This is a genomic window from Actinomadura sp. 3N407, from assembly GCF_052245875.1.
Lineage (GTDB): Bacteria > Actinomycetota > Actinomycetes > Streptosporangiales > Streptosporangiaceae > Spirillospora.
Window position 1 is genome coordinate 260,980 of the sequence record NZ_JBQQBP010000001.1, and the last position, 12,795, is coordinate 273,774.

The window sequence follows — 12,795 nt, forward strand, 5'->3', positions numbered from 1 at the left end:
CGGTCAGTCAAAGTCGTGTACTTGTGTAGCGTCCAGTGGGCTCGGCGGTCAGGAAAGGGCGGGGGCGGGCAGGGTGAACAGGCCGGACAGGCGGGTCAGCGCTTCGGGGATCACGCGGTAGTACACCCAGGTTCCGCGCCGTTCGCCTTCGATCAGCCCGGCCTGGCGCAGCACCTTCAGGTGGTGGGAGATGGTCGGCGCGGTCAGTTCGAACGGGCCGGTCAGGTCGCACACGCATGCCTCGCCGCCCTCCACCGAGGCGATCAGGTTCAGCAGCCGGAGCCGGACGGGATCGGCCAGGGCCTTGAACACCTTCGCGAGGTCGGCCGCCTCGTCCGCGGGCATCAAGGGGCCGCTCAGCGGTGCACAGCAGGCCGGCGCGCCGACATCGTCGATCTCCATCAACTTAGACATGCCTCTAATTTGACATCCTTCTATCCAGTGATGCAAGCTGAGCCCTGATTAGACGGACTTCGAATCAACAGGGGAGTCGCCATGACCGAGAAGCCCGAACGTCAGGAGCCCGCCGCGCCCTCCGCCGAGGGGAGCTGCTGCGGCGTCAACTCCTGCTGTACCGACACCGAGCAGGCGGTGAATCCCGACGTCACCGTCCATCAGGCCAAGACCGACGCCGGCTGCGGCTGCCTGCAGAACCGGGGCGGGGACGATGACGGACTGCCCGTCGTGGTGATCGGCGCCGGCCCCGTCGGCCTCGCCGCCGCTGCACACCTGGCCGAACGCGACCTGGACTTCCTCGTCCTGGAGGCCGGGGCCCAGGTCGGCCACGCGATCTCCGAGTGGGGGCACGTCCGGCTGTTCTCGCCCTGGCGGTACGACACCGACGCCGCCGCCCGCCGCCTGCTGGAGGCCACCGGCTGGACCCCGCCGCCCGCCGATCACCTGCCCACCGGCGCCGAACTGGTCCGCGACTACCTCGCCCCGCTCGCCGGCACCCCCGAACTCGCCGGACGGATCCGCACCTCCACCCGCGCCACCGCCATCACCCGCAGCGGCGTCGACGCGACACGCACCATCGACCGCGACGAGCACCCGCTGCTCGTCCGCACCGTCACAGCCGACGGTACGGTCCACGACATCCGGGCCCGCGCCGTCATCGACGCCTCCGGCACCTGGGGCGACCGCAACCCGCTCGGCCATTCCGGCCTCCCCGCGCCCGGCGAGGACGACGCCGCGCCCTACCTGGCCGGCCCCCTGCCCGACGTCCTGGGCCGTGACCGCGAACGTCACGCCCGGCGCCACACCCTCGTCGTCGGGATGGGCCACTCGGCCGCCAACACCCTGCTGTCCCTGGTCGAACTCGCGCAGACCGAGCCCGGCACCCGCATCACCTGGGCGGTGCGCGGCCCGTCGGCCGCCCGCCTGTACGGCGGCGGCGACGCCGACGCCCTGCCCGCCCGGGGCGCACTCGGCGTCCGCCTCCAGCAGGCGGTCCAGTCGGGCGCCATCGACCTGATCCGCGGCTTCACCATCACCGGCTTCACCGTCCCCGACGACGGCCCGGCCGGTGGTCCCGTCCAGGTCAACGCGACGACCCCGGACGGCGACCTGACCCTGCGTCCCGACACGGTGGTGGCCGCCACCGGGTTCCGCCCCGACCTGGGCATGCTCCGCGAGGTCCGCACCCAACTCGACCCCGCCACCGAGGCGCCGGTCAAGCTCGCACCGATGATCGACCCCAACTTCCACTCCTGCGGGACCGTCCCGCCGCACGGCGAACGCGACCTCGCCCACCCCGAACCCGGCTTCTACCTGGCCGGCGCGAAGAGCTACGGACGCGCCCCGACCTTCCTCATGGCCACCGGCTACGAACAGGTCCGCTCCATCACCGCCGCTCTGGCCGGAGACCGCCAGGCCGCCGACACCGTCCAGCTCGACCTCCCCCAAACCGGCGTCTGCTCCACCGACCCGCCTGCCGACGACCACACCGGAGCCACCGAGACCGCAAGCACGGCCCTCCCGGTCGCGCAGACCGAAAGCGGCTCATGCTGCGGCGGGCCGGCACCCGAGCCCGTCAGCATCGGCGCCCCGGCCGGGATCGGATTCGCCACCGGGCGCGTCCACGGCTACGCGGGCGAATCCTGACCAGTCCGGACGCTGAACCATAAGAGCCGAACCGACCCTGCGCCGGTGCCGGTGGCGGAGGCGCCACCGGCACCGGCCTGCTTGCCGGTTTCCACTTGCGCCGCAGCGGCGTGCGCTTGTGGCCCTGGTCCGGGATCGTCCCTGAATGCCCTCGAAAACGTCGGCGCGTTGCTCTGCTAACGTATCAGCCTATGGTGATGTCAGTTGAGACTGATGTATTAAGGGTGCTGGCGGATCCGCTGCGCGCTCGCATCGTGACCTTGCTCGCCGGTGAGGCACTGTGCACGTGCCACCTGGTGGAGGAGACCGGTGCCAGGCAGACCAACATCTCCAACCATCTGCGGGTTTTGAAGGACGCCGGGCTGGTGGAGACCGAGCCGTGCGGCCGGTTCACCTACTACCGGCTGCGCCCCGAGGCCCTGGACGCCCTGGCCGGACGGCTCGGCGAACTCGCCGGGGCCGCTCGCGCCGCCCGCGCCGACGACCGGAAGAGGCCCTGCACGTGACCACGACAGAACCGGCGACCCCGCAGTCCGGAAACGCGGCGTCCGGAAGCGCCGAACCCGGCCTTGTGGGCAGGCTGTCCACGCTGGACCGGTTCCTGCCGGTGTGGATCATCGCCGCCATGGCGATCGGCCTCGGGTTCGGCCGCGCGGTGCCCGGGCTGGACGACGCGCTGTCCAAGGTCGAGATCGGCGGCATCTCCGTGCCGATCGGGCTCGGGCTGCTGGTCATGATGTACCCGGTGCTGGCCAAGGTCCGCTACGACCGGCTCGACACCGTCACCGGCGACCGCCGGCTGATGGTCTCCTCGCTGGTGCTCAACTGGCTGATCGGCCCGGCGCTGATGTTCGCGCTGGCCTGGATCTTCCTGCCCGACCTGCCCGAGTACCGCACCGGGCTGATCATCGTCGGGCTGGCCCGCTGCATCGCGATGGTCATCATCTGGAACGACCTGGCCTGCGGTGACCGCGAGGCCGCCGCCGTCCTGGTCGCTCTCAACTCGGTGTTCCAGGTCATCGCGTTCGGTGCGCTGGGCTGGTTCTACCTCGAGGTGCTGCCCGGCTGGCTCGGCCTGGCCACCGACGAGGTGCAGTTCTCCACCGGCAAGATCGTGATGAACGTGCTGGTGTTCCTCGGCGTCCCGCTTCTGGCCGGGTACCTCACCCGCCGTACCGGCGAGAAGGCGCGCGGACGCGACTGGTACGAGAACCGGTTCCTGCCGCGCATCGGCCCGGTCGCGCTGTACGGGCTGCTGTTCACCATCGTCATCCTGTTCGCCCTGCAGGGCGACACGATCACCGGCCGGCCCGCCGACGTCGCCCGCATCGCGGTGCCGCTGCTGGTCTACTTCGCGCTCATGTGGGGCGGATCGTTCGCCCTCGGCCGCGCCGTCCGCCTGCCCTACCCGCGGACCGCGACGCTGGCGTTCACCGCCGCCGGCAACAACTTCGAACTGGCCATCGCCGTCGCCATCGGCACCTTCGGCGTCACCTCCGGCCAGGCCCTGTCCGGCGTGGTGGGCCCGCTCATCGAGGTCCCGGTCCTGGTCGGCCTGGTGTACGTCTCACTGTGGCTGCGGCGCCGCTTCACCGCCGAACCAGCGGGGACGACGTGAACGCGGCGTCCGACCGGGCGGCCGGGCCCCTGCCCGAAACGCGCCGCATCCGCGACGAGCTCGACCTGCTCGTGACCGACCTGCTCGTGACCGACCTGCTCACCACGCCCGACCAGCGAGGAACCTGATGCCCGACAAGCCCAGCGTCCTGTTCGTCTGCGTCCACAACGCCGGACGATCCCAGATGGCCGCCGCCTACCTCACCCACCTCGCCGGCGACAAGGTGGAAGTCCGCTCCGCCGGGTCGGCCCCCGCCGACCAGGTCAACCCCGCCGTCGTGCAGGCGATGGCCGAAGAGGGCATCGACGTCTCCGCCGAAACACCCAAGATCCTCACCGTCGACGCCGTCCAGGCCTCCGACGTCGTCATCACCATGGGCTGCGGCGACACCTGCCCCGTCTTCCCCGGCAAGCGCTACCTGGACTGGGAACTCGACGACCCCGCCGGACAGGGCGTGGACGCCGTCCGCCCCATCCGCGACGAGATCCGCACCCGCATCGAACAACTCACCGCCGAACTCACCGGCGAACCGGGCCGGCGATCGGGCTGAGCGCCACGCTCTTCTCCGTGCTCAGCCGGTCAGGAGGGTGCGGGTGAGGTCCCGGTAGGGCGCTTTCATGGGGAGGTCGCGCTCGATGTGGACGTGGCGGCGGGTGGCGGTGACGTCAACGTCCCGGATGGGGTCGTGGCCGGTCTTCTCGTGGGTCTCCCACCACAGCGCCACGCCGCGCCGCTGCCACGCGGGCACCTCGTTGAAGTTGATGCCGCGGGCGAAGAGCATTTCGTTCTTGGCCGAAGTCGACGCGCGGTCCAGTTCGCGGCTCGTCTGGCGGGCGGACCGGCCCTCCTTGCGGAGCGTCCAGTAGCACCAGCCGTTGAGCGCGCAGCGGGCCGCGTCGGCCTGGCGCCAGGACAGGTAGTCGACGACGTCGTCCAGGCCGGTGCCCAGCCAGACACGCGCGTCGAAGACGGCCGGTTCGCCCGCGGCGTGGGTGAAGGCCGCGGTGGCGGTCCCCGCCGACAGGGACACGAGTTTCTCCACTTCGCGGCCGAACATGTCGAACGACGGGTCGAGCACGACCGAGATCTCGTCGCTCTCGGTGTAGGCGTACCGGCCGCCCAGTTCGGTGAGAAGGGCTTGCGCGGTGCCGGTCATCAGCGCGGAGAAGCGCGCGTCGAAGGGCTTGTCGAAGCGGGCCTCGGTGTAGCGGGAGAACGAACGTCCGTCCACGCGGACGATGGTCCACGCGCCCGGGAGCAGCTTCACGGAGTGGAACCATTCCCGGGAACGCATCCGCGTCTCAAGATCGCCGGTTCTCATCCGCTTCCGTCGAATCGCTCGCGCACCCGCCGGGGGGTCTCGGCGACGGCGGTACGTACGGGTTCGCCCGCCACCTCGGCGGCCCTGCCCGCCATGGCGGTGGCAATGGCGACGGTCATCGGATCTGCCATGCGTTCCAGTTCATCACGCCCGGCCGCCGCCCACCAGACATCGGCCCTGGGGCGGCGGCCGTCTGCCTATTACCACATGAAAATGTTCATGATGGCAGGAATGGCAATAATGGCGGCGTCTATGAACATCTGTTTCCTCTGCGTGGTGGTTCGGCGCGAGCGTCATTGCACGTGCGACCACGGGCACATTCGTTGGCATCCGATCCGTCTTGAGTGCCCGGATACGGGTGATCTTAGGGCACTGTGATCAAGCTCGTGGTGATTTCGACGGAGAGGCCAGGCCTGCCACCAGTTATCCGACTGGTCCCGGCCCGATTTGCGTAGAATCAATCGTTTGTTAGATGGATTCCCGGACTACGACAGGTGGTCTCCGGTGGACGGGTCGGTGGCGGTGCGGCGCTCCAGGAAGACGACGTCGCGCCAGCGGCCGTGGTGGCGGGCGATGCGTTCCCGCGTGCCGACGACGCGGAAGCCCGCTCGCTCGTGGAGTGCGAGGCTGGCGGAGTTCTCCGGGAAGATGGCGGTCTGGATGGTCCAGATCCCGGCGGACTCGGTCGAGTCGATGAGGGCCCGGAGCAGTGCGGCGCCGACGCCGCGCTGCCGCCGGCCCGGACGGACGTAGATGGAGTGCTCGACGACGCCGGCGTAGACCCGGCGGCTGGAGACGGGGGACACGGCGGCCCAGCCGACGATCTCGTCGGTGGCGGCGTCGACGGCGACGTGGCGATGCCCCGGCAGCCGGGCGGCGTCGAAGTCCGCCCAGGTGGGGGCGGTGGTTTCGAAGCTGGCCTCGCCGGTGTCCAGGCCCGCCTGGTAGATGGCCAGTACCTGGTCGGCGTCCGATGCCCGCATGGGACGGACGGTGATGGCGCCGGTCCCGGTCTCCTTGACCGTGGGCCGTGGCTGGTCGGACATGGGGGCCTCACTCCTGGCGGGTCGCGCGCGACGATCACGTCCACGGTATTCGGCGCGGGTGAAACATGGTGAACGTGGGGTTTTCGGGTGGAATGTGACGTTTCAATGGTCGGGTCGGGGATTTTCGCGCAATGTGTGACGCCCGATGACTTTCTGTCTCGCGGAGGGTCCACAAGAGAGAGGCACACCACCACGATTGGAACGCCGATGCACGAACGGACGAGCGCGCGGTGTCAGACCCCGCGGGGCCACGGGCTGCTGGAGCGGGCGATCGGCTTCGCGCTGACGTCCGTCCAGGCGGTCACGCCGCAGATGCTGCCGCGCCGGACGCCGTGCGCGTCCTGGGACCTCGAGATGCTCCTGCTGCACCTCCGGGACTCGCTGACCGCGCTGGGCGAGGGCGCGTCCCTGGGACGGGTCGGCATGGAACCGGCGTCGCTCGTCCGGGAGGAAGATCCGGTTTCGGCCATGCGGGTGAGCGCCGTCCGTCTGCTGCGGACGTCCGGCGCGCTGGGGCGGGTCGAGATCGGTGACCGTCAGCTGATCGGGGATCTGATGGCCGCCGCGGGGGCGGTCGAGGTGGCCGTCCACGGCTGGGACATCGCGCAGGCGTCGGGGGAGCGGCGGCCCGTCCCGCCGGGGCTGGCGGACGAGTTGCTGAAGCTCTGCCCGCTCGTCGTGCCCGAGCCGCGCCGCCCGCTGTTCGGCGAGCCCGTCGAGGTGCCCCCGGACGCCGGCGCGGGAGAACGGCTGATCGCCTACCTCGGCCGCCGGCCGCTGACGTGAGGGGCGCGGCCGCCCAGCGACCACGAGTCGGCGGTCGCGGTCGTCTGCGCCGAGACGGGAATGGGGCGCGAGAGGGGCAGCGCTTCGTCGACGCGCCGCGGTAGCGGGAGGCGCGGTCACGTGCTCCGGGATCCGCGGCGCCGCACGGGTGTGCGGAGGAAGGCCGGCCGGTCCAGAATACGATTCTGACAATCGACGGTTTGCCGAAGTGCCGGGCCGCGCCGGGCGGGTGCCGAAGCGAAGTACTTTGGAGGGGCCATGGCGATCGCCATCAGCGAGGAACATCGTGAGCTGGCGCGGACGACCCGCACGTTCCTGCGCGACCATGACGCGCGCGCCGCGAACCGGGCGCTGCTGGAGGCGGACAAGGAGACGCTGCCGGGCTTCTGGACGGAGTTCGCCGGGCTCGGGCTGCTCGGCCTGCACCTCCCCGAGGAGCACGGCGGCGGCGGTGCCGGGCTCCGGGAACTCGTCGTGGTCGCCGAGGAGCTCGGCCGCGCGGCCGCGCCCGGCCCCTTCCTGCCGACGATGGCGGCGTCCGCCGCGATCGCCGCGTCGGGCGACGACGGGCTGCGCGCGCGGCTGCTGCCCGGCCTGGCCTCGGGGGCGACCCCGGCGGCGCTCGGCGTGGACGGCTCCGTGACGGTGCGGGACGGCGCCGCCTCCGGGGACGCCGGGGTGGTGCTGGGCGGCGGGCTCGCGGAACTGCTCGTCCTCGCCGCCGGTGACGACATGGTCGTCGTGCGTGCGGACGCGGCGGGCGTCACCGTCGAGGTGCCCGGCAACCTCGACCCGTCCCGCCGCTCGGCCCGCGTCCGGCTCGACGGCGTGCCCGCCGAAGCCGTCCTCGCGGGCGGCAGGGCCCATGCCACCGCCGTCGCCCGCACCCTGGCCTCCGCCGAGGCGGTCGGCGGCGCGCTCGAATGCGTGGAGACCTCGACCGAGTACGCCAAGGTGCGGCAGCAGTTCGGACGCCCGATCGCGACGTTCCAGGCCGTCAAGCACCACTGCGCGAACATGCTCGTCGCCGCCGAACTGGGCACGGCCGCCGTGTGGGACGCGGCGCGGGCGGCGTCCGGTCCGCGCGACCAGTTCGAACTGGCCGCGGCCGTCGCGGCGGCGCTCGCGATCCCCGCGTTCACCGGCAACGCCGGCCTCAACATCCAGGTGCACGGCGGGATCGGCTTCACCTGGGAGCACGACGCGCACCTGCTGCTGCGCCGCGCCGCCACGCTGGAGGCGGTGTTCGACCCGCACGCCGCGGAGCGGGACGTGACGCGGCTGCGGACCGCCGGCGTCGCCCGCGAGGCGCACCTGGACCTGCCGCCCGAGGCGGAGGCGCAGCGCGGGCGGATCCGCGAACTGGCCCGCGAGATCGCCGCGCTGCCGGCCGACGAGCAGCGGCACAAGCTCATCGAGACCGGGTACGTCCAGCCGCACTGGCCGCGCCCGTGGGGCGTGGAGGCGAGCGCCGGGCTGCAGCTCGTCATCGAGGACGAGTTCCGCGCCGCCGGCGTGAAGCGCCCCCAGTACGGGATCACCGGCTGGGTGATCCTGACGCTGATCCAGCACGGCACGCAGGACCAGATCGACCGCTGGGTGCGTCCCGCGCTCACCGGCGACGAGGTCTGGTGCCAGCTGTTCAGCGAGCCGGAGGCCGGGTCGGACGCCGCCGCCGTCAAGACCCGGGCCGTGAAGGTGGACGGCGGCTGGCTCGTCAACGGGCAGAAGGTCTGGACGAGCGGCGCGCACTACTGCCGCTGGGGCTTCGCGACCGTCCGCACCGACCCGGACGCCGCCAAGCACGCCGGCGTCACCATGGTCGTCGTCGACATGGAACATCCCGGCGTCGAGGTCAGGCCGCTGCGCCAGACGACCGGCGACTCCGACTTCAACGAGGTGTTCTTCTCCGACGTCTTCGTCCCCGACGCCGATGTCGTCGGTACCCCCGACCAGGGCTGGGCGGTGGCCCGCGCGACGCTCGGCAACGAGCGCGTCAGCATCGGCGGCGGTGTCGGGGGCCCGCCCGGACCCGACGTCTTCCGGCTCTACGCCGAGCGCGGCGACCGCGTCCCCGCCGCCGCCGAACGCGTCGGCGCCTACGCGGCGGAGGAGCAGGCCCTCCGGCTGCTCAACCTCCGGTCCGCCGAACGGGCCGTCGCCGGCGGCGAACCCGGTCCGGAGGGCAACATCACCAAGCTCGTCCTCGCCGAGCACGGCCACGCCACGGCCGACCTCCTCGCCGAGTTCGCGGGCCCGGACACGGCGTTCACCGACGGCCTCGGCCAGTTCGCCGGCCTGATGCGCCTCGGCTCCCGCGGCATGTCCATCGCCGGCGGGACGTCGGAGATCACCCGCAACCAGATCGGCGAACGCATCCTCGGCCTGCCCCGCGACCCGCTGATCCGGTAGGGCGTGGAAGCGGCCCCGGCGCACCCGCACTCGCGCCGGGGCCGCGGCATGTCAGCGGCGGCGGTTCCGCGGCTTCAGCGACGGGTTGCCGGACATGTGGTCGATGCCCGGCATGTCGGTACCCGGCGGGACGACCTCGTCGATGGCGTCGAGGACACCGCCGTCAAGGCGGACGTCGGCGCCGGCGAGCAGGTCGTCGAGCTGCTCCATCGTCTTCGGCCCGATGATGGTCGAGGTGACGGCCGGGTGCTCGGTGACGAACCCGAGCGCCAGATGGGTCATCGAGAGGCCCGCGTCGTCGGCGATCTTCTCCAGGCGTTCGGCGGCGTCGAAGCGGGCGGGCGCGTCCGGGCTCTGGTCGAGCCCCCCGCGGCGGCTGAAACGGGAGCCGTCGGGGGCCTGCTCGCCGCGCCGGTACTTGCCGGTCAGCCAGCCTCCGGCCAGCGGGCTCCACGGGATGACGCCCATGCCGTGCCGCCGGGCGGCGGGCAGCACGTCCTCCTCGATCGAACGGGCGAAGATCGAGTACTGCGGCTGCTCGCACACGAACCGCGCGGTGCTGCGGCGGTCGGCGGCCCACTGCGCCTCGACGATCCAGTCGGCCGGGAACGACGACGAGCCCAGGTAGAGCACCTTGCCCTGGCGGACGAGGTCGGTCAGCGCCCCGAGCGTCTCGTCCAGATCGGTGTTCCAGTCGTGCCGGTGCATCTGGTAGAGGTCGATGTGGTCGGTCCCCAGCCGGCGGAGGCTGTCCTCCACCGCCCGGACGATCCAGCGCCGCGACCCGCCCCGCATGTTGCGGTCCTCGCCCATCGGGTTGAAGAACTTGGTGGCGAGGACGATGTCGTCCCGCCGCCCCTTGATGGCGCGGCCCACGATCTCTTCGCTCTTGCCGTTCGAGTAGATGTCGGCGGTGTCGATGAAGTTGACACCCGCGTCCAGGGCACGGTGGACGATGCGTTCACACTCGTCGTAGTCGGCGTTGCCGATCGTCCCGAACATCATGGCGCCGAGACACTGCGTGCTGACTCGAACGCCCGTCCGGCCGAGTCTCCGGTACTCCATGCTGAGGTTCTCCCTGGTAGTCGGATGCGCGGAACGCTAGCTGCTGGAGTGCGCTCAAGGTCAAGTGCGCTCATCGCCGCCGCCGCGCGCCGTCAGGTGTCGGAGAGCCAGTCGTACCAGCTGTCGAGGCCGTCGCCGCGGGTGGCGGAGACGGGCAGGAGGCACAGGCCGGGGCGGACTCGGCGTGCCGCGTCCCGGCAGGCGTCCACGTCGAAGTCCACGTGCGGGAGCAGATCGATCTTGTTGAGGAGCAGGACGTCCGCGCCGCGGAACATGTGCGGGTACTTCAGCGGCTTGTCGGCGCCCTCGGTGACCGACATCAGCACGACCCGGGCGCGCTCGCCGAGGTCGAACAACGCGGGGCAGACGAGGTTGCCGACGTTCTCGATGAACACCGTCGAGCCGTCCGGCGGCTCCAGCGCGGTCAGGGCCTCGGCCACCATCGCGGCGTCGAGGTGGCAGCCGGAGCCGGTGTTGACCTGGACGGTGCGGGCTCCCGCGGCGGCGAGGCGGCGCGCGTCGAGCAGCGTCTCCTGGTCGCCTTCGATCACCGAGACCGGGCGGGACGGGCCAAGGTCGGCGACCGTCCGCTCCAGCAGGGTCGTCTTGCCGGAGCCCGGCGAGCTCATCATGTTGAGCGCGAGGACGCCGCGCTCGGCGAGCCAGGCACGGTTCCGTCCGGCCAGGTCGTCGTTGTGCGCCAGGACCCGATGGCCCAGCGGGACGACGTGGGCGTGGTCACGGCCGTGTGGGCGGTCGTGATCGTGTGCGGGGTCGTGGTCATGTGCGGGGGCGTGGCCCAGGGCGTGGTCCGGGGCCGTCAGGGTCGTCAGGCGCGGGGCGCCGGCCGCGTCGCATCCGCAGGTCTCACACATCGTCGGTGACCTCCACCGCCTTGATCGTCAGGTCGGCGCCGCCGCTGATCGTCACGTCGGCGCTGCCGCACGGGCACACGGCGAGCGGGCCGGGCGCCGGGAACGACGTCCCGCAGCTCGCGCAGCTTCCGGTCCCCTCGGGTTCGGTGATGTCGAGCCGTGCGCCCTCCACGCAGGTGCCCTCGCCGGCGAGCTCGAAGCAGAATCGCACGGCATCCGGCATGACACCGGAAAGTCTCCCTATTTCGAGGTGGACGACGGCCACCCGCGAATCGGGCAATTGCGTAGAAATCGCAGCTATGACGCTCTCCGTCACCGCCAATTCGTGCACGCTCGTCCCCCGTCGTTCTCGGTTGCGCACGCGGGTTTCTGCTGCCCCGATCTTCCCGGCTCAAACGCTGTGTTTACCGAGTCCATGCAATTGTTTGAAGGGCTTTTCGGCCGGTGTTTCGGGCCGTTCCGGCAGGGCAGGCCGAATTGGTAATGATCTCTACCGGTCGGAGGAGGAAGCGATGGTGAGCGCCGCGCCGGCGGAGCCGCGGACGGACGAGATCCACATTCTGTGGACGTCCGAGGGGATGAGCTGCGACGGGGACACGGTCTCGGTGACCGCGGCCTCGCTGCCGAGCATCGAGGACGTGGTCCTCGGTGCGATACCGGGCCTGCCGAAGGTCCACCTGCACAACAAGGTGCTCGCTTACGAGAACGGCGCCGAGTTCATGGAGGTCTTCCACCGGGCCGCGCAGGGCGAGCTGGAGCCGTTCATCTTCGTCGTCGAGGGATCGATTCCGAACGAGAACATCAACGGGGACGGCTACTGGACGGCGATGGGCAACGACCCCGAGACCGGTGAGCCGATCACGCTGAACACCTGGATCGACCGGCTCGCGCCCAAGGCGTGGGCGGTGGTGGCCGCGGGGACGTGCGCGACCTACGGCGGCATCCACGCGATGGCCGGCAACCCGACCGGATGCATGGGCCTCGCCGACTATCTCGGCTGGGACTTCCGCTCCGCCGGCGGCCTGCCGATCGTGAACGTGCCGGGCTGCCCCGTCCAGCCGGACAACTTCATGGAGACGCTGCTCTGGGTGCTGCACCAGGCGGCCGGGCAGGCGCCGGTGATCCCGCTGGACGAGCAGCTCCGCCCGACCTGGCTGTTCGGCAAGACCGTCCACGAGGGCTGCGACCGGGCCGCCTACTACGAGCAGGCCGACTTCGCGCGCGACTACAACTCGCCGAAATGCCAGGTGAAGGTCGGCTGCTGGGGGCCGGTGGTGAACTGCAACGTCACCAAGCGCGGCTGGATGGACGGCGTCGGCGGCTGCCCCAACGTGGGGGGGATCTGCATCGGCTGCACCATGCCCGGCTTCCCGGACAAGTTCATGCCGTTCATGGACGAGCCGCCCGGCGCGAGCCTGTCGTCCACGCTGCTGCGGACGTACGGGCCGTTCATCCGGACGATGCGGTCGATCACGAACAAGGGCGCGAACAAGGAACCCAAGTGGCGCCACAACCGCGAACGGCTGACCAGCGGCTACCACCCCCGCTGGCCGCACCACTGAAACCGCG

General features: G+C 71.2%; 15 protein-coding genes. 8 read left to right on the forward strand and 7 right to left on the reverse strand.

Annotated features, from left to right (window positions below; genetic code table 11):
- Positions 1 to 48: 48 nt before the first annotated feature.
- Positions 49 to 414 (reverse strand): metalloregulator ArsR/SmtB family transcription factor, encoded by a 366-nt coding sequence (locus tag ACTWPP_RS01160; protein ID WP_443102125.1) that lies wholly within the window; start codon positions 412 to 414, stop codon positions 49 to 51.
- Between the two features lie 81 nt (positions 415 to 495).
- Here ACTWPP_RS01160 and ACTWPP_RS01165 point away from each other — a divergent pair, with 81 nt between their 5' ends.
- The 5 genes from ACTWPP_RS01165 to ACTWPP_RS01185 all read left to right on the forward strand — a co-directional run bounded on the left by ACTWPP_RS01165 (position 496) and on the right by ACTWPP_RS01185 (position 4,271).
- Complete coding sequence (locus ACTWPP_RS01165; RefSeq protein WP_443102126.1) at positions 496 to 2,103, forward strand: FAD-dependent oxidoreductase; 1,608 nt, start codon at positions 496 to 498, stop codon at positions 2,101 to 2,103.
- A 191-nt stretch (positions 2,104 to 2,294) separates the two neighbouring features.
- The gene (locus tag ACTWPP_RS01170) at positions 2,295 to 2,609 is read left to right on the forward strand and encodes an ArsR/SmtB family transcription factor (protein ID WP_443102127.1); all 315 of its coding nucleotides are present in this window, start codon (positions 2,295 to 2,297) and stop codon (positions 2,607 to 2,609) included.
- Between the two features lie 65 nt (positions 2,610 to 2,674).
- Positions 2,675 to 3,721, forward strand: a complete 1,047-nt coding sequence (gene arsB / locus ACTWPP_RS01175) for an ACR3 family arsenite efflux transporter (RefSeq protein WP_443102705.1) — start codon at positions 2,675 to 2,677, stop codon at positions 3,719 to 3,721.
- A complete protein-coding gene (locus ACTWPP_RS01180) occupies positions 3,718 to 3,849 on the forward strand; it encodes a hypothetical protein (protein ID WP_443102128.1) in 132 nt (43 codons plus the stop codon). The genes arsB and ACTWPP_RS01180 overlap by 4 nt, the downstream gene beginning before the upstream one ends.
- Positions 3,849 to 4,271, forward strand: a complete 423-nt coding sequence (locus tag ACTWPP_RS01185; RefSeq protein WP_443102129.1) for an arsenate reductase ArsC — start codon at positions 3,849 to 3,851, stop codon at positions 4,269 to 4,271. The genes ACTWPP_RS01180 and ACTWPP_RS01185 overlap by 1 nt, the downstream gene beginning before the upstream one ends.
- 21 nt (positions 4,272 to 4,292) lie before the next feature.
- Here the strand turns inward: ACTWPP_RS01185 and ACTWPP_RS01190 are convergent, their stop codons facing one another.
- The 3 genes from ACTWPP_RS01190 to ACTWPP_RS01200 form a co-directional block, all read right to left on the reverse strand.
- Positions 4,293 to 5,042, reverse strand: a complete 750-nt coding sequence (locus ACTWPP_RS01190) for a tRNA(His) guanylyltransferase Thg1 family protein (RefSeq protein WP_443102130.1) — start codon at positions 5,040 to 5,042, stop codon at positions 4,293 to 4,295.
- Positions 5,039 to 5,161, reverse strand: a complete 123-nt coding sequence (locus ACTWPP_RS01195) for a hypothetical protein (RefSeq protein WP_443102131.1) — start codon at positions 5,159 to 5,161, stop codon at positions 5,039 to 5,041. The genes ACTWPP_RS01190 and ACTWPP_RS01195 overlap by 4 nt, the downstream gene beginning before the upstream one ends.
- 366 nt (positions 5,162 to 5,527) lie before the next feature.
- Positions 5,528 to 6,088 (reverse strand): GNAT family N-acetyltransferase, encoded by a 561-nt coding sequence (locus ACTWPP_RS01200; protein ID WP_443102132.1) that lies wholly within the window; start codon positions 6,086 to 6,088, stop codon positions 5,528 to 5,530.
- A 207-nt stretch (positions 6,089 to 6,295) separates the two neighbouring features.
- Here ACTWPP_RS01200 and ACTWPP_RS01205 point away from each other — a divergent pair, with 207 nt between their 5' ends.
- Both ACTWPP_RS01205 and ACTWPP_RS01210 read left to right on the forward strand, forming a co-directional pair.
- Positions 6,296 to 6,874, forward strand: coding sequence for a TIGR03086 family metal-binding protein (locus tag ACTWPP_RS01205; protein ID WP_443102133.1), 579 nt, complete (start codon positions 6,296 to 6,298; stop codon positions 6,872 to 6,874).
- Between the two features lie 258 nt (positions 6,875 to 7,132).
- Positions 7,133 to 9,286 (forward strand): acyl-CoA dehydrogenase, encoded by a 2,154-nt coding sequence (locus ACTWPP_RS01210; protein WP_443102134.1) that lies wholly within the window; start codon positions 7,133 to 7,135, stop codon positions 9,284 to 9,286.
- A gap of 51 nt (positions 9,287 to 9,337) precedes the next feature.
- On the opposite strand, the gene ACTWPP_RS01215 is transcribed toward ACTWPP_RS01210, so the two are convergent.
- The 3 genes from ACTWPP_RS01215 to ACTWPP_RS01225 all read right to left on the reverse strand — a co-directional run bounded on the left by ACTWPP_RS01215 (position 9,338) and on the right by ACTWPP_RS01225 (position 11,587).
- Positions 9,338 to 10,351, reverse strand: a complete 1,014-nt coding sequence (locus tag ACTWPP_RS01215; RefSeq protein ID WP_443102135.1) for an aldo/keto reductase — start codon at positions 10,349 to 10,351, stop codon at positions 9,338 to 9,340.
- Between the two features lie 92 nt (positions 10,352 to 10,443).
- A complete protein-coding gene (hypB, locus tag ACTWPP_RS01220; protein WP_443102136.1) occupies positions 10,444 to 11,226 on the reverse strand; it encodes a hydrogenase nickel incorporation protein HypB in 783 nt (260 codons plus the stop codon).
- Positions 11,219 to 11,587 (reverse strand): hydrogenase maturation nickel metallochaperone HypA/HybF, encoded by a 369-nt coding sequence (locus tag ACTWPP_RS01225; protein ID WP_443102137.1) that lies wholly within the window; start codon positions 11,585 to 11,587, stop codon positions 11,219 to 11,221. Before ACTWPP_RS01225 ends, hypB begins: the two co-directional genes overlap by 8 nt.
- 151 nt (positions 11,588 to 11,738) lie before the next feature.
- Here ACTWPP_RS01225 and ACTWPP_RS01230 point away from each other — a divergent pair, with 151 nt between their 5' ends.
- Positions 11,739 to 12,788, forward strand: coding sequence for a hydrogenase expression protein HypE (locus ACTWPP_RS01230; protein ID WP_443102138.1), 1,050 nt, complete (start codon positions 11,739 to 11,741; stop codon positions 12,786 to 12,788).
- The last annotated feature ends 7 nt before the right edge of the window (positions 12,789 to 12,795 follow it).

Coding starts and splice junctions, on each gene's coding strand:
- ACTWPP_RS01210 (WP_443102134.1), top strand. CDS start 7,133: ATGGCGATCGCCATCAGCGAGGAACATCGTGAGCTGGCGCGGACGACC.
- hypB (WP_443102136.1), bottom strand. CDS start 11,226: ATGTGTGAGACCTGCGGATGCGACGCGGCCGGCGCCCCGCGCCTGACG.
- ACTWPP_RS01215 (WP_443102135.1), bottom strand. CDS start 10,351: ATGGAGTACCGGAGACTCGGCCGGACGGGCGTTCGAGTCAGCACGCAG.
- ACTWPP_RS01200 (WP_443102132.1), bottom strand. CDS start 6,088: ATGTCCGACCAGCCACGGCCCACGGTCAAGGAGACCGGGACCGGCGCC.
- ACTWPP_RS01170 (WP_443102127.1), top strand. CDS start 2,295: ATGGTGATGTCAGTTGAGACTGATGTATTAAGGGTGCTGGCGGATCCG.
- ACTWPP_RS01160 (WP_443102125.1), bottom strand. CDS start 414: ATGTCTAAGTTGATGGAGATCGACGATGTCGGCGCGCCGGCCTGCTGT.
- ACTWPP_RS01190 (WP_443102130.1), bottom strand. CDS start 5,042: ATGAGAACCGGCGATCTTGAGACGCGGATGCGTTCCCGGGAATGGTTC.
- ACTWPP_RS01205 (WP_443102133.1), top strand. CDS start 6,296: ATGCACGAACGGACGAGCGCGCGGTGTCAGACCCCGCGGGGCCACGGG.
- ACTWPP_RS01230 (WP_443102138.1), top strand. CDS start 11,739: ATGGTGAGCGCCGCGCCGGCGGAGCCGCGGACGGACGAGATCCACATT.
- ACTWPP_RS01195 (WP_443102131.1), bottom strand. CDS start 5,161: ATGACCGTCGCCATTGCCACCGCCATGGCGGGCAGGGCCGCCGAGGTG.
- ACTWPP_RS01165 (WP_443102126.1), top strand. CDS start 496: ATGACCGAGAAGCCCGAACGTCAGGAGCCCGCCGCGCCCTCCGCCGAG.
- ACTWPP_RS01185 (WP_443102129.1), top strand. CDS start 3,849: ATGCCCGACAAGCCCAGCGTCCTGTTCGTCTGCGTCCACAACGCCGGA.